This is a genomic window from Enterobacter sp. BNK-14 (assembly GCF_047456095.1).
Taxonomy (GTDB): Bacteria; Pseudomonadota; Gammaproteobacteria; order Enterobacterales; family Enterobacteriaceae; genus Enterobacter; species Enterobacter kobei.
The window spans coordinates 2,406,856-2,423,570 of sequence record NZ_CP179897.1; the positions used below are offsets into that span (position 1 = coordinate 2,406,856).

Consider the following 16,715-nt stretch of genomic DNA (forward strand, 5'->3'; position numbering starts at 1 on the left):
ATTTGACTTATCATCCTTTACCTCTGAATATCCACAAAAACAACATGGCTTAAAGCAGGAACAGGATGTTCACACTCTACATGAAATGGGATGCTGGCTGTGATTTAGCACCGGCTGATATTCAGTTCATCCTCACGCCACGCGATGCACTGGAAATGGCGAGCGTATTTTACGAACTGGATTATCTAAAATATGCCCCTCAAAACCGTTTTCAACATTTCACCATCCCCAAACGTCGTGACGGCGTATACCACCGCTTCGCGGCGCAACCATACAACCGCAAGCACCACACGGAATACGACGGTCTTTATGATGAAGTAAAATGGAATCTTGAGCAGGGCTGGATGGTTGGCGTAAACACCGCAGAGAAGTGGGACCGTTTCCGCAACCCCTTCTTCTTCGATGACGACGGTAATCTGGTTTATGACTGTTTCATGGACAGCTATAGCGACAGTTTCCAGCGGGAAGTACGGAATATTTACGAACATTGCCTGAACGCACACCCGGGACGAAAACCTGCTCCGACCATTAAACAGTATAATTCCGATGCTCCCGTACAGCACGCACAAGCCACCAAAACCATCAACAGCAAAGCAGCCGGACGATTACTGGCGGCAGGTGGAATCTACAACGGCAACATTGAAGGCTTTAGGCAAACAGCGGAGCAACTTGGTGGTGATGCGCCAGCCGGATACACTGAAGTCATGGACAATAAGGGGCTAATCATTGCTGGCGCTTCTGTCGCTGCGGGATTTGGTCTTAGTCGATTAGGTACGGCAAGTGAGCTTTCTGAACTGGAGAATCTCCATGTTCTTGGAAAGGTCGAGGGCGAATATTCGATGATCAAGCCTGGACCATTGAGTAATAGATTTGCTGAAACGTTCTCAGGAGGTGTATATAAAGAAATAACGCTTTCTGAAGATACAGTTTTCTATCGAGGCGGCCAGAACGGTACTGATTTAGGACGTTTTTTTAGTTACGAGAAACCTCAAGGTATTATCCAAACTCGAATCGATAAAGCAGTTCTGCCTGAATGGCCTGATGGAAGCAAATCAATAATTGATAGTTACTTTGAAGTAGAAATACCTGCTGGCTCAAAGGTCTATATTGGAAATGTCGGTTACCAAACGGGTTTCTATGCGGGTGGTTCAGAACAGGTTTTAATTCCAGCTCCATGGGATATACCAGGAGTGAAAACACTAGGTTTTGGTAATCTAAAATGAAAGCTAATATTCAGAAATTTTTGATAAAAATAACCCATCTGCTTTCAGATAGTGGTGAAACGAAATGGGCTGCAACATTTGAGAATTTCAGCAAGGACCTGGAGGTAGATTACGACACAACGTTAATCAAGATTAAACGTACATTCGGTGGCGCTGGGTCATTTAATGACGTAGTCTTACATCAAAACGGTCAAATGTTAACTAGTGAAAACAGAGAGTTGAACATACTGCAGGATCAACTTTATGACGCATTAACAGCAGAAATTGTGCGGACAAGAGGTCATTAAGCGCTTAATGATTGCCCCTGACATCCGTACCCGGCATAACGAAAATGTGCTCAGGAAGCGCTGCTATCATCCTATCTCAACGCTGCTGTGTTCCAGCGTAGTAGAGTTACTCTCCCATTCCAACTGCCGCATTTTTCACTGAAGAGAATGAAGAACTGGAACATTTGCGTCATAGGCTTTACCAGCAACTTGAGCAGGCAATCGATTTAATAAAAAAAGGTGTTTACCCTAACACTCGTCATCAGCGTCGCTGACGCATGCTCAGGGAGATTTCTACCCTGAGCTATAAGTGCCAAACTTACCTTACGTTTTTCGAAAGCGCCGCCGGGCAAAACTCACCGCTGAAGCCGCCCCGCCAGATGTACCGCTACCTCAACCCCGCTGCGTTCCAGCGAAATGGATTCCCCTTCCCACGCCGCCTGTCGCGTTAAGCAGGTCAGCACGCCGCCGGGCGGCATCTCGATTGCCAGCCGCGCATCGCGTTCATTCGCGGATATCACCGCCTCCTGCCAGCGCACGGTACGCGCCATATTCATCGCCAGATCGTCGGCGATCTTCTCCGGCTGCCAGAGCACGCGTCCGGTACTGCCGCTCAGATACGCGCAGCGTGGGCGTGAAAGCGTGACCGATTCAAACGCTGCCGCCAGCTTCTGCGCCGGGTCCGCCAGCAGTGCGCAGTGCGACGGCACGCTGATCGCCAGCCGTTTGGCCTTGCTCGCCCCTTTCGCCAGCGCCCGCTCGGCTACCTGCGCCATCCCTTCATCGGAGCCGGCAATTACAATCTGCGTTTCGGCGTTCAGGTTCGCGATGTACGTGCCCGTGCCTTCGATAAGCTGTTCCACCTGCGACAGGGTCAACCCCATAATCGCCGTCAGGCCATAGCCGTGCGGATACGCCTGCTCCATCAGATCGCCGCGCAATGCAACCAGCTTAAGGGCGTCGGTAAATTCCAGTGCGCCAGCCATCACTGCTGCCGGGTACGCGCCAATCGACAAACCGCTCACAATGTCCGGCGTCACGCCGCGACGTTGAAGCTCGCGTGCCCAGGCCACGCCTGAAATCAACAGACAAAGTTGAACCGCGCGGGTGTGGCGTAACGAGGCTGCACTGTCCAGCGTATCGACTTCGCTTCCCAGTACCTTACGCGCCTGAGCCAGCGCCGTTCCCGGCAGGTTATGCAGCATACCTTCATGCTGCGTGCCCTGCCCCGGAAAGGTAAACAGTATTTTCATTACTCCTCCCTGCGCCACGGGTCCGTTACCAGACGCGGTCCGCGGCGGGTTTTCAGCAGCGTTTTGCCGTCGCGCAGCCACTCCGCCAGCGCGAATCCCCCTTCGGGTGTATCGACCTGCGTATCCGCCCGGCACAATGCGCGACTCAGCTGCAACTGCCATGCGGTAAACGCATCAGGGGAAATCGGCTGCGGGGCGCGGATCAACAGGTCGAGATCGCTGTCGGCATGGATAACCGGAATACCGGTCGCCAGCGCATAGCCAGTGCTGCCGGTAATGCCCCACGACCATGGCCACGGCTGCTGAGAAAGTTGTAGCGCCACCTGTACCGGTGGCTGCGTCACAAAGGGCGAGCGCAGCAGATCCGCCGTTACGCTCAGTGATTCGGGTGACACCACACGCGTTACGTGTTCTGGTTTCACCCATCCGGCCGCCCGCTGGTCGCGGCGCAGGCCGCGCACGCCAACGGGAATACGGCCAGCGTTATCAACATCACGCCGCACTACGACCGGCAAACCGGTATGCCAGGCCGCCTCCACCCAGTCGTCGGTGATGCCTTCCAGCGCGTCTCGCGCGGTAAGCCAGATGAGGTCGTGGGGGCGTAATGTTATGGTCATGATTACATTCCTGAGGTCAGCGAGATAAACAGCGGCAGCGACAGGATACACAGTACGGAGCTTAACAGCAGCACGGCTTCCGCATCCGGAGACTGCACGCCAAAGCGGTTACCGAACACCACACCGAAGAAGCCCGCAGAAAGCGCAATCATCAGGATAGCGGTGATCGCCACGGAACCGTGCAGACCAAAGAGTAAAACGATACCCCAGGCAATCGCAGGCTGAATCAGCAGCTTGGCGACAGTTGACGTGATCACCATGGTGTTGATCTGCAGCTTACGGGCAGAGAGGATCACCCCGGTCAGGAACAGCGCTGCAGCGGTCGCGGACAGCCCCAGCGGTTTAATCGCCGCCAGCACCAGTTCCGGCATTTTGATACCGATGGCGGACAAAATGACACCCAGCAGCGGGCCCATCACGATCGGTTTTTTAATCGAACGCCACATCAGCACCGGCAGCATGGAGAGCGTCGAGCCAGAGTTATTCCCTTCGGCGCGCGCTTTTTCACGTTCCAGAATGAGCAGGCAGAACGGAGTCATCAGCACCGAACCGCAGGCGATGGAGACCGCAACAGACAGTGATGTCGATGAACCTTCACCCAGCACGCTGCCCAGAATAGGCAGGCCGAGCGCCGCATAGTTTGGCAGGGCGACGGTCAGCGTCAGCACGGCGGCATCCTGCGGCGATTTTTTAAAGACGCCGGTGGCGAGGAAGTAGATGGCCGCATAGGTTATCCACATCGCCAGGGTCAGCACAAGAATCAGCGGCGACTGGGCCACAATGCCGGTCCACGGCGTTTGCACGGTGGCGCTGAACAGCGCGGCAGGCAGTGCAAAATCCATCACGAAAATATTAAGCAGGGAAACGTTTTTGTTATCGACCATCTTTGCCTTACCGGCCCAGAATCCCAGCAGCATGATGACGAAAATCGGTGCAAGAGCATGAACAATTACGTAAGTCATAATTCACCTGTAGTAAAAAAGTTTAAGCACTGGCGCGATGATTATTATTTTCAGGATGCAGGTTCCCGCGCGGACGTAACGGTTACGTCCGCGGGGTCGTGCATCTGGCAGGTCTCTTTTTACTTACCAGCTTGCCCGCATGCGTTCGCGTACGAGGGCAGAGCTGCGGCGGTTGTCAGCACCCAGACGATTGTTCAACGTGGTGTCCTGACGAGCGTCACTGATGGCCTGTTGCAGGGTGGTTTTCACCTGCGCCAGATCGTTATCGGAGGGGGCATCCGGGTTGCTGATGTCCAGCAGGTTTGAAAGCAGCCCCAGGGTGGCGTAGTTGCTGATGTCATAGGCCATCGGCGGAATGGTGGCCGCCAGTTTTTCCAGCGCGTCGACGGTTCGCAACGTAATGCGCGCCGCAGACTCTTTACCCATCGCGTGGATCAGCACCCCTTTATCGTTGAAAGCAATCAGGCGGTTAGCCTGGTAGCCATGCGCCAGAAATGCGCCGGACATCGCTTTACCGACGATAAGCCCAATCACCGGATGACCGGCCAGGCGCGCGTTGGCATACGCGGCGGCTGCCCCCGCCAGCGCCTGGTGGATACCAAACGCCTCTTCGCGACGGCCATAGGCCTGGCTTGGGACGTCAATCACCGCCACAATCGGACGCTTCACGGACTTACTGGCATCCTCGGCCACGGTTTCGCTCACCACTTTCGCCAGCGTCCAGCCCTCCAGCAGACCGACTTCCCCTTTCGCCGCGCGCGGGAAATGGTTGTGGGCATCCGGTACCACGGCAACAAAACGCACCGCTTCACCGTTCAGTTCGCCGTCTGCCGCCTGCACGGACGGGCAAAGCCCTTCCACACGTTTTACATTCGGCGCGAGCAGAGTCATCCAGAGTTCGCCACGGCTTATTGCGTTAGTCATCATTTCACCTCCCGGGCAAAAAGCGCGTTAATTTGTTCGGCATCGGCCTGTTTGCGGGTGTCGAAATTCGTCAGACGGTTCAGGTAATCGTCGTAGTTATCGGTGCGGTGTTTCGCGGGTACGCCCCTGGCAATCGCGTCGTTCATCGCCGCTTTCACCGCGTTGATACCGTCACCGACCAGCGCGTCAACCAGCCCGCTTTGATAGCGCACTTCGCCACCGGTCATGCTCCAGATAAACGGACGGTCACGGGAGTCGTACTCTTCAATCCCCGCTTCCTGCTCGATGACCTGCGGACCGTTCAGTCCGAGACGCGCTTCGCGGGTCACAATCAGGTAGCTGCACAGCGCCGCCGCGATGGACATCCCACCGAAGCAGCCCACGGTCCCTGCGACAATCCCGATAACGGGCGTGTAACGACGCAGGTCAACAATCGCCGCGTGGATATCGGCAATGGCGGCCAGACCCAGGTTCGCCTCCTGCAGACGAACGCCGCCGGTTTCGAGGCACAGCACAGCCTGAGTCGGAATGCCGTTGCGGTTATCTTCTGCCGCCAGCTCCAGCGCCGCCGCCATTTTGGCACCGGACACTTCACCCATGCTGCCGCCCTGGAACGCACCTTCAATGGCGACCACAACGGCTGGCTGACCGTTGATCGTGCCTTTCGCCACCACCATGCCGTCGTCCGCCTGCGGAACAATGCCCTGTGGCCCAAGCCACGGAGAGATAATGCCTTCAAACGGATCCAGCAGTTCGCGATAGCTACCCTCATCGAGCAGGGCCTGCGCACGCTGGCGTGCTTTCAATTCGATAAAGCTGCTGTCATCACGCATGGCTCACCCCCTCAAAAACCTGTTCGATACGAATGCGAGCCACGCCCGGCGTCGCGCCGAAATCATGAATGGTCAGTTTTCCTGCTGGCAGGCTACTGACCGTTTGCAGGCGGTTGAACAGTGCCTCCCAGCGACCCCGGCTGTTGTCGACGGAGGTGGTGATATCAATGGTTAACGTCTGGCCCGGTTCGGCGGTGAAGAGCACCTCCATATCCCCGGAACCGACTACCCCTGCCAGGGCCCTGCCGCTTAACGCGCGGCTGGCTGGCACGGTCAATGTGATTTTTTCCATAACATCCTCTTAATGCTTTGAATAAGGCGTTTCGACGCGATCGAGAAACAGCGTGGCAGCAAGCAGGTCAGCAGCGCCGCCTGGGGAGGCGTTTAGCGCCAGCATCTGACGGTCTAAGTTAGCCAGCGCCTGCTGGCCTGCAGCCGTTGCACAACCTCCGGCGTTCAGTACCGCACGGGCACCGTCCTGCATGGCGTCCAGCCCCTCCAGCCCGGCGCGCGACAGCACGCAGGTGTCGGTAAGCGACGTCATGATCGCCATCAGCGCGTCAAGCCTGGCGTGCGTTTCACTGCTGCCGTTGAGACGGCTCAGGCGAAGCTGCGGCAACGCGCGCTGCATAATGTGCGGGAACGCCTGCTGAGCCTCTTCGCGTGCACCCGGTACGCGGTAGCGGTGCGTGGCGCGAAGGCCTTTGCTGAACACTTTCGGCGCCGCCTCATCAGGGAGTTTCGCCAGCTGCGCGGCGGTGCGGGCGACGTCGTGCGCCCTGGCTTCCCCGCCCAGCATCGCCACCGCGCTGACCAGCAACCCCAGCGCCCAAATCGCGCCGCGATGGGTGTTTACGCCACACGTTGCAGCCATCATCTGCTGCTCGCCTTCACGACCAAGACGGCCAACGGTTTGCCGAAGCGCAATATCTGCCGGACGCAGCCAGCTTTGCTGTGCCAGCGCCTGAAACGTCGGGGTCAGGCTGCGCGCGGAGCGCTCCATCAGCGCAAGGGATAAATCGTGGTGCGCACCGTTCCCCCGACTGTCCACCAGACCGGGTTTCGGGCTTAATCGTGCTTCGTCAATCAGACACTGCGTGGCGGTTCGCGCCAGCCATTCGGCACCGCCTTCAACCTGAATCTGGGGCAGAAGTTTCATTACCAGCTCCGGAATTTCGCAGGTGGGTTGTACAGACCGCCGGACCATTCAACGAGGTCTGACACGCTGCCCGCCGCCAGCAGAGAGCGGGTGGCGTCGGTGCGGCGAATACCCATATCTTCCGGATAAACAACCTTGCCGCTCTGGCGCAGTTCCGCCACGCGTTTAGCATCCACGCCCAGGCCGATATCGGTAATCCCCGCCACAGCGGCGACCATGGCACGACGCTCCTCAAGATCTTTGGCGCGATAGAGGTAAGCAATCCCCTCTTCCGTCAGCACGTGCGTCACGTCGTCGCCGTATATCATGACCGGCGCCAGAGGCATCCCGGACGCTTTTGCCACGTCAACAGCATCAAGCTTTTCCACAAAGGTCGGCTTTACGCCCGCCTGGAAGGTTTCCACCATCTGCACGACCAGTTTTTTACCGCGCTGCATCGGGTCAGGTTCGGTGATCATGTTCAGCCAGGCCGGTGTGGCGTGGCGACGACCGTGTGGGTCGTGCCCCATGTTTGGCGCACCGCCGAAGCCGGAAAGACGACCGCGTGTCACCGTTGAGGAGTTGGCGTAACCATCAACCTGCAGGGTTGAGCCGATAAACATATCGACCGCATACTGACCGGCCAGCTGACAGAACGCACGGTTGGAACGCATGGAGCCGTCGGCACCGGTAAAGAAGATGTCCGGACGGGCGCGGATGTACTCTTCCATCCCCAGCTCGCCGCCGAAGCAGTGCACGCTTTCTACCCAGCCGCTTTCAATTGCCGGGATCAGCGTTGGGTGCGGGTTCAGGGTCCAGTGCTTACAGATTTTGCCCTTCAGGCCGAGCTGTTCGCCGTAGGTCGGCAGCAGCAGCTCAATCGCTGCGGTGTTAAAACCGATCCCGTGGTTGAGGGACTGCACCTGATGTTCCGCGTAGATGCCCTTAATCGCCATCATCGCCATCAGGATGTGTTCCTGTTTGATCAGGCGCGGGTCACGGGTAAACAGCGGTTCGATAAAGAATGGCTTGTCGGCAACGACAACATAGTCAATCCAGGAGCCCGGAATATCGACGCGCGGCAGGTCGCATTCGTCGTCCACCAGTTCATTCACCTGCGCAATCACAATCCCGTCGTGGAAGGCCGCGGCTTCCACCAGTGCCGGAGTATCTTCAGTGCTCGCCCCGGTGTAGAGGTTGCCTTTGCGGTCTGCTTTAAACCCCGCAATCAGCGCCACGTTGGGCGAGAGGTCGACGTAGAGGCGTGAATAGAGCTCGATATAGGTATGGATAGCGCCGATTTCGAGCTGACCATCTTCCAGCAGCTGGGAGATTCGCAGGCTCTGCGTCCCGGAGAAGGAGAAGTCCAGCTTGCGGGCGATGCCTTTCTCAAAGATATCCAGATGCTCGCTACGGCCGACGCTCGGCATGATCATATGCAGATCGTGGACAATTTGCGGGTTCACTTCAGCCAGCGAGCGTGAAAGGAAATCGGCCTGCTTCTGGTTGTTACCTTCCAGAACGACCTTATCGCCAGGGGCGATCAGTTTTTCCAGCATGGCGACAAGATCGCCGGTTGGCAGTACCTTGCCCTGCACCGGTACGGACGCCAGACGACGCGCTTTTTCGCTGCGTCGCGTGTTCCATTGCCGGGTGGGTGTTTGCCCAGATAACATTATTAACCTCCTGATTCAGCTAATCATTTTGATTTGCTTAACGTTGAGTAAAGTGTGCGCTCTGGTGGGAAAGGCATCAATTAAGCGTAGAGCGGAATCATTAGCCTGAGAGTAATAATCACGGTAAAGATTTGTGATCGGGATCAGTTCATGTTTCGGAAAACCAGGCTAAACGGGGTACAATTCGGAAAGTATCGTTAATTTCCGACAAGAATCAGCATCGCGCTTATGACCCAAATCATTCCAACAGACTTCGACATTGCAGCCGAAGACAGCACCGAGTTCGTGCCCATGCGCGGTGTGTCCAACTGCCATTTGCAGACCATGCTGCCACGGCTGATCCGCCGCAAGGTTCAGTTCACGCCGCACTGGCAGCGGCTTGACCTGCCAGACGGTGATTTTCTGGATCTCGCCTGGAGCGAAGACCCCGAGCAGGCACGTCATAAGCCGCGTCTGGTGGTTTTTCATGGTCTGGAAGGGAGTCTGCACAGCCCTTATGCGCATGGATTGATTGAGGCGGCAAAAGCGCGCGGCTGGCTCGGGGTAGTGATGCATTTTCGTGGCTGCAGCGGCGAGCCAAATCGTCAGAAACGCATCTATCACTCGGGTGAAACCGAAGACGGAACCTGGTTTTTACACTGGCTGCGGGAAAACTATGGCATCGTGCCAACGGCGGCCGTGGGGTATTCGCTGGGCGGAAATATGCTCGCCTGCCTGCTGGCCAAAGAGGGCGACAGCGTACCGCTCAATGCCGCAGTGATTGTCTCCGCGCCGTTTATGCTGGAGCAGTGCAGCTACCATATGGATAAAGGGTTTTCCCGCGTCTATCAGCGCTATCTGCTCAACCTGCTGAAAGCCAACGCCGCACGTAAGCTGAAGGCTTACCCGGATACCCTGCCGGTCAGCCTGCGCCAGCTGAAAAAGGTGCGCCGCATTCGTGAATTCGACGATCTGATCACCGCAAAAATTCACGGCTTCGCCGATGCGATCGACTATTACCGTCAGTGCAGCGCCATGCCGTTGCTCAGCAAAATCACCCAGCCGACGCTGATTATTCACGCCAAAGATGACCCGTTTATGGATCATCACTCTATTCCCGCGCAGGAATTCCTTCCCGACAATGTTCACTATCAGTTGACTGAACATGGCGGCCACGTTGGGTTTATCGGCGGGACGCTGCGCCGCCCGAAAATGTGGCTGGAGGCGCGTATTCCTGACTGGCTTACTCTTTATCTGGACGGTGCAAAATGATCATCCCCTGGCAGGATCTGTCTCCCGAAACGCTCGATAATCTGATTGAAAGCTTTGTATTACGTGAAGGCACCGATTATGGTGAACATGAACGCTCACTCGAGCAGAAGGTCAACGATGTAAAACGCCAGCTGAAAAGCGGCGACGTGGTGCTGGTGTGGTCAGAACTGCATGAGACGGTCAATATCATGCCCCGCAACGCGTTTCACGGCTGACCTTCCAACCTTTTCAGTCAGGGAGTTGCTATGTCTGCCAGACATCCCATTATTGCCGTTACGGGGTCGAGTGGTGCGGGAACGACCACCACCAGCCTCGCGTTTCGTAAGATTTTCGCCCAACTGAATCTCCGGGCGGCGGAGGTCGAAGGCGACAGTTTTCACCGCTATACGCGACCTGAAATGGACATGGCGATCCGTAAGGCGCGCGATCTGGGTAAACACATCAGCTATTTCGGTCCCGAAGCCAATGACTTTGGCCTCCTTGAGCAAACCTTCCTGGAGTACGGTCAGAGCGGCAAAGGGCAATCGCGTAAGTATCTGCATACCTATGATGAAGCTGTGCCGTGGAATCAGGTGCCGGGCACCTTTACCCCCTGGCAGCCGCTGCCGGAACCCACCGATGTGCTGTTTTATGAGGGATTACACGGCGGCGTAGTCACCCCACAGCATGACGTGGCGCGTCATGTGGATCTGCTGGTTGGCGTGGTGCCTATCGTGAACCTGGAGTGGATCCAGAAGCTGACGCGCGACATGAGCGAGCGCGGCCATTCGCGCGAAGCGGTGATGGATTCGGTGGTGCGCTCCATGGAAGACTACATCAACTACCTCACGCCACAGTTCTCCCGCACGCACATTAACTTCCAGCGCGTGCCGACGGTGGACACCTCTAACCCGTTCGCGGCGAAAACCATCCCGTCGCTGGACGAGAGTTTTGTGGTGATCCATTTCCGCAATCTCGAAGGCATTGATTACCCCTGGCTGCTGGCGATGCTGCAGGGCTCGTTTATTTCGCACATGAATACGTTAGTGGTACCAGGCGGAAAAATGGGGCTGGCGATGGAGCTCATCATGACGCCGCTGGTGGAGCGGTTGATGGAAGGGAAGCAGATTGCGTGAGTTGTTCTGCCCGGTGGCGCTGCGCTTACCGGGCCTACGTTCATGCTTTTGTAGGGCGGGTCAGCGAAGCGCCACACGCCAAAAGATTAAGCCTCGATCACTTCATACGAATGCGTGATTTTTACCGCTTTCTCCAGCATTAACGCCACAGAGCAGTATTTTTCCGCAGACAGATACACAGCACGCGAAACCGCCGCGTCTTTAAGCGCTTTACCGGTGACCACAAAGTGCAGATTAATGTGGGTGAACAGGCGTGGCGCCTCTTCGCGACGTTCTGAGGTGAGTTTAACCTCGCAATCCGTCACGTCATGACGACCTTTTTGCAGAATCGACACAACGTCAATCGCGCTGCATCCACCCGCCGCCATCAGCACCATTTCCATTGGGCTGGGGGCTTTATCGCCGGAGTTACCGTCCATCAAAATCTGGTGCCCTGACGCGGATTCGCCCAGGAACGTTAAACCTTCAACCCATTTCACGCGCGCTTGCATATTCTTTAACTCCAACGTTGCATTTTCGGTGACAGATTACGCGTGCGTTACATTTCTCGCAACGGAAGGCGACCTGCATCATGCTGAAGCGAGACACCAGGAGACACGCGGCGAAAGCTATGCTAAAACACTCAGGATGCTACAGTAATACATTGACGTTACACATGTATGCAGAGGACATCAAACTTTACTGGCTGCGAAACGTTACGACAGCCGACTTCCCAGGGTATGGGTAAGAATTCGATTGCAACCCCAGAGTCCGGATGCATCTAATGACTCTGGTGACAGCTTATAACAGAGGATAACAGCGCATGGTGCTTGGCAAACCGCAAACAGACCCGACTCTCGAATGGTTCTTGTCTCATTGCCACATTCATAAGTACCCATCGAAGAGCACGCTGATTCACCAGGGTGAAAAAGCGGAAACGTTGTATTACATCGTCAAAGGCTCGGTGGCAGTGCTGATCAAAGATGAGGAAGGGAAAGAGATGATCCTTTCTTATCTGAACCAGGGCGATTTTATCGGTGAACTGGGCCTGTTTGAAGAAGGCCAGGAACGTAGCGCCTGGGTTCGTGCAAAGACAGCATGTGAAGTGGCTGAAATTTCTTACAAGAAATTCCGTCAGTTGATTCAGGTAAACCCTGACATCCTGATGCGTCTTTCTTCCCAGATGGCGCGTCGTCTGCAGGTCACATCCGAGAAAGTGGGTAACCTCGCCTTCCTGGACGTCACCGGTCGTATCGCGCAGACCCTGCTGAACCTGGCGAAACAGCCAGACGCCATGACCCACCCGGACGGCATGCAAATTAAAATTACCCGTCAGGAAATTGGTCAGATCGTCGGTTGCTCCCGCGAAACGGTGGGTCGTATCCTGAAAATGCTGGAAGATCAGAACCTGATCTCTGCCCACGGTAAAACCATCGTGGTCTACGGAACGCGTTAATTCCGCTCAAACGGCGTGCCATCGCAAGGTGTCACGCCGTTTTTGTCTCTATTCCCCATGTGGCGCAGGCTGATCTATCACCCGGAAGTTAATTACGCACTGCGACAAACGCTGGTGTTGTGCCTTCCTGTGGCCGTGGGCCTGCTTCTGGGACAACTCCAGCAGGGTCTGCTGTTTTCTCTCGTTCCCGCCTGCTGCAACATCGCCGGTCTGGACACGCCGCATAAACGCTTTTTCAAACGCCTGATCGTTGGCGGTTCGCTGTTTGCTGGCTGTAGCCTCGCCGTGCAGCTTTTACTGGCGCGCGATATTCCGCTGCCGCTGATCCTGACCGTACTGGCGATGAGCCTCGGTGTTACCGCAGAAATCAGTTCCCTGCACGCCCGCCTGCTTCCCGCTTCACTGATTGCCGCCATCTTCACCCTGAGCCTCGCCGGGAATATGCCGGTGTGGGAGCCGCTGCTGATCTACGCCCTCGGCACGCTGTGGTACGGGCTGTTTAACTGGTTCTGGTTCTGGCTGTGGCGGGAACAGCCGCTGCGTGAATCTCTGAGCCTGTTGTATGTGCAGCTTGCGGATTACTGCGAAGCCAAATATACCTTGCTGACCCAGCATACCGACCCGGAAAAATCCTTACCGCCGCTGCTGACGCGCCAGCAAAAGGTGGTGGATCTGATAAGCCAGTGCTATCAGCAGCTGCATATGCTCGCCGCCAACAAGAATCACGAATATAAACGCCTGCTGCGCACTTTCCAGGTGGGGCTGGATCTGCAGGAGCATATCTCCGTGAGCCTTCATCACCCACAAGAGGTGCAAAAGCTGGTCGAGCGCAGCCACGCCGAGGCGGTGATCCGCTGGAATGCGCAGACCGTCTCCGCGCGCCTGCGGGTGCTGGCGGACGACATTCTCTATCACCGCTACCCCACGCGCTTTAACATGGATAAACAGCTCGGCGCGCTGGAGAAAATTGCTCGTCAGCATCCGGATAACCCGGTCGGCCAGTTTGCCGCCTGGCACTTCAGCCGCATTGCCCGCGTGCTGCGCACCCAGCGCCCGCTGTATCCCCGCGACCTGATGGCGGATAAGCAAAAACGTCTGCCGCTCCTGCCAGCACTCAGAAGCTATCTCTCTCTTAAGTCTTCTGCCCTGCGCAATGCCGCGCGGATTAGCGTTATGCTCAGTATCGCCAGTCTGATGGGCATGGCGCTGCATCTGCCGAAACCGTACTGGATCTTAATGACCGTGCTGTTTGTCACCCAGAACGGCTACGGCGCCACGCGGGTACGTATTCTGCACCGGGCAGGCGGCACGATGGCGGGGCTGATTATTGCGGGCGTAACGCTACACTTCCACGTTCCCGAGGGGTATACCCTGGCTGGGATGCTGGTGATTACGCTGGTGAGTTACCTGATTATCCGCAAAAACTACGGCTGGGCGATGGTGGGCTTTACGGTGACGGCGGTATATACCCTTCAGCTGCTTACGCTAAACGGCGAACAGTTTATCGTTGCCCGCCTGATCGATACGCTGATTGGCTGTCTGATTGCCTTTGGTGGCATGGTCTGGCTGTGGCCGCAGTGGCAAAGCGGATTGCTGCGCCAGAACGCCCACGACGCGCTGGAGGCTGACCAGCAGGCCATTCGTCTGATCCTGAGCGACGACCCGCAGCCCTCCCCGCTGGCGTATCAGCGGATGAAAGTTAATCAGGCGCACAACGCCCTGTTTAACTCGCTCAACCAGGCGATGCAAGAGCCAGGCTTTAACGCGCACTATCTGGCGGACATGAAGCTCTGGGTCACGCATAGCCAGTTTATCGTCGAGCATATTAACGCCATGACCACCCTGGCGCGCGAGCACACGATGCTGACGCCGGATCTGGCGCAGCGTTATTTGCAGTCGTGTGAAATCGCCCTGCAGAGGTGTCAGCAGCGTCTGGAGTATGACGCGCCGGGTGAGTCGGGGGATTCGAACATTCTGGAAGCGCCGGAAACGCTGACCCACGGGCCGATGAGCACCCTGGAGCAGCATTTGCAGCGCGTGCTGGGCCACCTGAACACCATGCACACCATTTCGTCGGTGGCATGGCGTCAGCGTCCTCATCATGGCATTTGGTTAACGCGCCGGTTAAAACGAACCGAGTATTAGCCTTTAACGATCTTCGCGACCGCTACGGCAAAGCGGGTTAACCCGTCTTCAATGTCTTTCTCTTCCACCACCAGCGAAGGTGCGAAACGCATCACGTCTGGCCCCGCATTCAGCACCATTACCCCTTCGTGGGCGGCAGCATGCAGAAAATCGCGGGCGCGGCCTTTGTACTGTGGCGTGAGCTCGGCACCCATCAGCAGACCCATGCCACGGATTTCGCTGAACACATCATACTGGTCATTGATCTTTTGCAGATGTTTTACGAACAGCTCACGCTTCGCATTCACGCCGTTCAGCACTTCCGGGGTATTGATGATATCAAATGCCGCACCCGCCACGGCGCTCGCCAGCGGGTTACCGCCATAGGTTGAGCCGTGCGAACCGACATGAAACGCAGAGGCGATCTCCTGAGTCGTCAGCACCGCACTCACCGGGAAACCACCGCCGAGCGCTTTGGCACTGGTCAAAATATCCGGCGTCACGCCGTAGTGCATATAAGCGAACAGATCGCCGGTACGTCCCATTCCGCACTGCACTTCATCAAACACCAGCAGCGCCTGATGCTCATCACACAGCGCGCGCAGCCCTTGCAGGAATTCCGGGGTGGCCGCCGTCACGCCGCCTTCGCCCTGGATTGGCTCCACGACTACCGCGCAGGTGTGGTCGTCCATCACCGCTTTCACCGCATGCAGATCGTTAAACGGCACATGGACGATGTCGGCCGGTTTTGGGCCAAAGCCGTCGGAATACTTCGGCTGGCCGCCGACGGAGACGGTAAAGAACGAGCGCCCGTGGAAGGCGTTGTGGAAGGCGATGATTTTGGTTTTGTACGGGCTGTGACGCGTCGTCGCGTAATAACGCGCCAGCTTAAAGGCGGTTTCGTTGGCTTCGGTGCCGGAGTTCATAAACAGCACACGCTCGGCAAACGTGGCATCAATGATTTTGCGGCCCAGACGCAGCGCCGGCTCGTTGGTGAATACGTTACTGGTGTGCCACAGGGTTTCGCCCTGGGTTTTCAGCGCCTCCACCAGCGCAGGATGGCAATGACCCAGCGCCGTGACCGCAATACCGCCCGCGAAATCCACATACTCTTTTCCCTGCTGATCCCAGACGCGGCTGCCTTTCCCCTTAACCGGGATAAACTCAGCTGGTGCATAAATCGGCAGAATCACTTCATCGAATGTTGCGCGGGTAATTGCTGGTTGTTCAGTTGCCATGTCATGCCCATCCATTTTATGTCACATTGATTGTGAAAATATAATCACAAAATATGCATAAAAAATCACAACAAGGCAACAGATATTCAGCGATGGTGGAAATTAGCCAGCAGGTCATGCCCTTGCTCACTGAGGATACTTTCCGGATGGAATTGCACGCCCTCAAGATCCCACTCGCGGTGGCGGATCCCCATGATCTCCTGCGTATCGCTCCAGGCGGTCACCTCAAAGCAGTCTGGCAGCGTCGTCGGGTCAATCACCAGCGAATGGTAGCGCGTCACGGTTAAGGGATTATTGAGCCCCGTGAATACCCCGGTACTGGTATGCGTGACCGGCGACGTTTTCCCGTGCATCACTTTCGCGGCACGCACGATGGTGGCGCCGAATACCTGGGCAATGGCCTGATGGCCCAGGCAGACGCCCAGAATGGGCAGCTTGCCAGCATAGTGCCAGATAACATCCAGAGACACGCCCGATTCCGACGGCGTGCAGGGGCCGGGTGAAATCACAATTTTCTGCGGAGCCAGCGTCGCAATATCGGCCAGAGTCACGTCATCGTTACGGCGGACAACCACCTCTGCTCCCAGCTCACAAAAATACTGGTAAAGGTTCCAGGTGAAGGAATCGTAGTTATCAATCAGCAGAATCATGGCGGCTCCC

18 protein-coding genes are annotated in these 16,715 nt (G+C 56.5%); 7 read left to right on the forward strand and 11 right to left on the reverse strand.

What is annotated here, in order from left to right:
* Positions 1 to 65 precede the first annotated feature (65 nt).
* Positions 66 to 1,223 (forward strand): hypothetical protein, encoded by a 1,158-nt coding sequence (locus ACMGGM_RS11590; RefSeq protein WP_045134899.1) that lies wholly within the window; start codon positions 66 to 68, stop codon positions 1,221 to 1,223.
* Positions 1,220 to 1,510, forward strand: coding sequence for a DUF6966 domain-containing protein (locus ACMGGM_RS11595; protein WP_063944035.1), 291 nt, complete (start codon positions 1,220 to 1,222; stop codon positions 1,508 to 1,510). Before ACMGGM_RS11590 ends, ACMGGM_RS11595 begins: the two co-directional genes overlap by 4 nt.
* A gap of 335 nt (positions 1,511 to 1,845) precedes the next feature.
* Here ACMGGM_RS11595 and mdcH read toward each other — a convergent pair whose 3' ends face one another.
* The 8 genes from mdcH to mdcA all read right to left on the reverse strand — a co-directional run bounded on the left by mdcH (position 1,846) and on the right by mdcA (position 8,892).
* Positions 1,846 to 2,742: a malonate decarboxylase subunit epsilon gene (gene mdcH / locus ACMGGM_RS11600; protein WP_014885499.1), complete on the reverse strand. Its 897-nt coding sequence runs from the start codon at positions 2,740 to 2,742 to the stop codon at positions 1,846 to 1,848.
* Positions 2,742 to 3,359 carry a malonate decarboxylase holo-ACP synthase gene (locus ACMGGM_RS11605; RefSeq protein WP_014885500.1) on the reverse strand — a complete coding sequence of 206 codons (618 nt, stop codon included), beginning with the start codon at positions 3,357 to 3,359 and terminating at the stop codon, positions 2,742 to 2,744. Before ACMGGM_RS11605 ends, mdcH begins: the two co-directional genes overlap by 1 nt.
* Before the next feature lie 2 nt (positions 3,360 to 3,361).
* Positions 3,362 to 4,321 (reverse strand): AEC family transporter, encoded by a 960-nt coding sequence (locus ACMGGM_RS11610; protein WP_014885501.1) that lies wholly within the window; start codon positions 4,319 to 4,321, stop codon positions 3,362 to 3,364.
* Positions 4,322 to 4,444: 123 nt separating this feature from the next.
* Positions 4,445 to 5,245: a biotin-independent malonate decarboxylase subunit gamma gene (mdcE, locus tag ACMGGM_RS11615; protein WP_032645410.1), complete on the reverse strand. Its 801-nt coding sequence runs from the start codon at positions 5,243 to 5,245 to the stop codon at positions 4,445 to 4,447.
* Positions 5,245 to 6,078, reverse strand: a complete 834-nt coding sequence (locus ACMGGM_RS11620; RefSeq protein ID WP_014885503.1) for a biotin-independent malonate decarboxylase subunit beta — start codon at positions 6,076 to 6,078, stop codon at positions 5,245 to 5,247. Before ACMGGM_RS11620 ends, mdcE begins: the two co-directional genes overlap by 1 nt.
* Entirely contained in the window at positions 6,071 to 6,370 is a 300-nt protein-coding gene (mdcC, locus tag ACMGGM_RS11625; protein WP_014885504.1) for a malonate decarboxylase acyl carrier protein, read from the reverse strand. The genes ACMGGM_RS11620 and mdcC overlap by 8 nt, the downstream gene beginning before the upstream one ends.
* Before the next feature lie 9 nt (positions 6,371 to 6,379).
* Complete coding sequence (locus tag ACMGGM_RS11630) at positions 6,380 to 7,237, reverse strand: triphosphoribosyl-dephospho-CoA synthase (protein ID WP_023337899.1); 858 nt, start codon at positions 7,235 to 7,237, stop codon at positions 6,380 to 6,382.
* Entirely contained in the window at positions 7,237 to 8,892 is a 1,656-nt protein-coding gene (mdcA, locus tag ACMGGM_RS11635) for a malonate decarboxylase subunit alpha (protein WP_014885506.1), read from the reverse strand. Before mdcA ends, ACMGGM_RS11630 begins: the two co-directional genes overlap by 1 nt.
* 228 nt (positions 8,893 to 9,120) lie before the next feature.
* Between mdcA and ACMGGM_RS11640 the strand changes: the two genes are divergently transcribed.
* The 3 genes from ACMGGM_RS11640 to ACMGGM_RS11650 are packed head-to-tail and all read left to right on the forward strand — an operon-like array spanning position 9,121 to position 11,258.
* Entirely contained in the window at positions 9,121 to 10,143 is a 1,023-nt protein-coding gene (locus tag ACMGGM_RS11640) for a hydrolase (protein ID WP_047343538.1), read from the forward strand.
* On the forward strand, positions 10,140 to 10,358 hold the full coding sequence (locus ACMGGM_RS11645; RefSeq protein ID WP_003861664.1) for a YheU family protein: 219 nt from the start codon (positions 10,140 to 10,142) through the stop codon (positions 10,356 to 10,358). The genes ACMGGM_RS11640 and ACMGGM_RS11645 overlap by 4 nt, the downstream gene beginning before the upstream one ends.
* A gap of 30 nt (positions 10,359 to 10,388) precedes the next feature.
* Positions 10,389 to 11,258 (forward strand): phosphoribulokinase, encoded by an 870-nt coding sequence (locus ACMGGM_RS11650; RefSeq protein WP_014885508.1) that lies wholly within the window; start codon positions 10,389 to 10,391, stop codon positions 11,256 to 11,258.
* Positions 11,259 to 11,344: 86 nt separating this feature from the next.
* Here ACMGGM_RS11650 and ACMGGM_RS11655 read toward each other — a convergent pair whose 3' ends face one another.
* Positions 11,345 to 11,749: an OsmC family protein gene (locus ACMGGM_RS11655; RefSeq protein ID WP_414149021.1), complete on the reverse strand. Its 405-nt coding sequence runs from the start codon at positions 11,747 to 11,749 to the stop codon at positions 11,345 to 11,347.
* Between the two features lie 311 nt (positions 11,750 to 12,060).
* Here ACMGGM_RS11655 and crp point away from each other — a divergent pair, with 311 nt between their 5' ends.
* Together crp and ACMGGM_RS11665 are read left to right on the forward strand one after the other, a co-directional pair.
* Positions 12,061 to 12,693: a cAMP-activated global transcriptional regulator CRP gene (gene crp, locus ACMGGM_RS11660; RefSeq protein ID WP_000242758.1), complete on the forward strand. Its 633-nt coding sequence runs from the start codon at positions 12,061 to 12,063 to the stop codon at positions 12,691 to 12,693.
* A 57-nt stretch (positions 12,694 to 12,750) separates the two neighbouring features.
* A complete protein-coding gene (locus ACMGGM_RS11665) occupies positions 12,751 to 14,838 on the forward strand; it encodes a YccS/YhfK family putative transporter (RefSeq protein WP_045268735.1) in 2,088 nt (695 codons plus the stop codon).
* Here the strand turns inward: ACMGGM_RS11665 and argD are convergent.
* On the reverse strand, positions 14,835 to 16,055 hold the full coding sequence (gene argD, locus ACMGGM_RS11670; protein WP_187173998.1) for a bifunctional acetylornithine/succinyldiaminopimelate transaminase: 1,221 nt from the start codon (positions 16,053 to 16,055) through the stop codon (positions 14,835 to 14,837). The two genes, ACMGGM_RS11665 and argD, sit on opposite strands and share 4 nt — an antisense overlap.
* An 86-nt stretch (positions 16,056 to 16,141) precedes the next feature.
* Positions 16,142 to 16,705, reverse strand: a complete 564-nt coding sequence (gene pabA, locus ACMGGM_RS11675; RefSeq protein ID WP_023331474.1) for an aminodeoxychorismate synthase component 2 — start codon at positions 16,703 to 16,705, stop codon at positions 16,142 to 16,144.
* Positions 16,706 to 16,715: the final 10 nt, after the last annotated feature.

Excerpts from the sequence above, each read along its gene's own strand:
- ACMGGM_RS11595 (WP_063944035.1), top strand. The coding sequence starts at position 1,220 with ATGAAAGCTAATATTCAGAAATTTTTGATAAAAATAACCCATCTGCTT.
- mdcH (WP_014885499.1), bottom strand. The coding sequence starts at position 2,742 with ATGAAAATACTGTTTACCTTTCCGGGGCAGGGCACGCAGCATGAAGGT.
- ACMGGM_RS11590 (WP_045134899.1), top strand. The coding sequence starts at position 66 with ATGTTCACACTCTACATGAAATGGGATGCTGGCTGTGATTTAGCACCG.
- ACMGGM_RS11620 (WP_014885503.1), bottom strand. The coding sequence starts at position 6,078 with ATGCGTGATGACAGCAGCTTTATCGAATTGAAAGCACGCCAGCGTGCG.
- mdcC (WP_014885504.1), bottom strand. The coding sequence starts at position 6,370 with ATGGAAAAAATCACATTGACCGTGCCAGCCAGCCGCGCGTTAAGCGGC.
- ACMGGM_RS11630 (WP_023337899.1), bottom strand. The coding sequence starts at position 7,237 with ATGAAACTTCTGCCCCAGATTCAGGTTGAAGGCGGTGCCGAATGGCTG.
- ACMGGM_RS11610 (WP_014885501.1), bottom strand. The coding sequence starts at position 4,321 with ATGACTTACGTAATTGTTCATGCTCTTGCACCGATTTTCGTCATCATG.
- ACMGGM_RS11665 (WP_045268735.1), top strand. The coding sequence starts at position 12,751 with ATGTGGCGCAGGCTGATCTATCACCCGGAAGTTAATTACGCACTGCGA.
- crp (WP_000242758.1), top strand. The coding sequence starts at position 12,061 with ATGGTGCTTGGCAAACCGCAAACAGACCCGACTCTCGAATGGTTCTTG.
- pabA (WP_023331474.1), bottom strand. The coding sequence starts at position 16,705 with ATGATTCTGCTGATTGATAACTACGATTCCTTCACCTGGAACCTTTAC.
- argD (WP_187173998.1), bottom strand. The coding sequence starts at position 16,055 with ATGGCAACTGAACAACCAGCAATTACCCGCGCAACATTCGATGAAGTG.
- ACMGGM_RS11605 (WP_014885500.1), bottom strand. The coding sequence starts at position 3,359 with ATGACCATAACATTACGCCCCCACGACCTCATCTGGCTTACCGCGCGA.
- ACMGGM_RS11640 (WP_047343538.1), top strand. The coding sequence starts at position 9,121 with ATGACCCAAATCATTCCAACAGACTTCGACATTGCAGCCGAAGACAGC.
- mdcA (WP_014885506.1), bottom strand. The coding sequence starts at position 8,892 with ATGTTATCTGGGCAAACACCCACCCGGCAATGGAACACGCGACGCAGC.
- mdcE (WP_032645410.1), bottom strand. The coding sequence starts at position 5,245 with ATGACTAACGCAATAAGCCGTGGCGAACTCTGGATGACTCTGCTCGCG.
- ACMGGM_RS11650 (WP_014885508.1), top strand. The coding sequence starts at position 10,389 with ATGTCTGCCAGACATCCCATTATTGCCGTTACGGGGTCGAGTGGTGCG.
- ACMGGM_RS11645 (WP_003861664.1), top strand. The coding sequence starts at position 10,140 with ATGATCATCCCCTGGCAGGATCTGTCTCCCGAAACGCTCGATAATCTG.
- ACMGGM_RS11655 (WP_414149021.1), bottom strand. The coding sequence starts at position 11,749 with ATGCAAGCGCGCGTGAAATGGGTTGAAGGTTTAACGTTCCTGGGCGAA.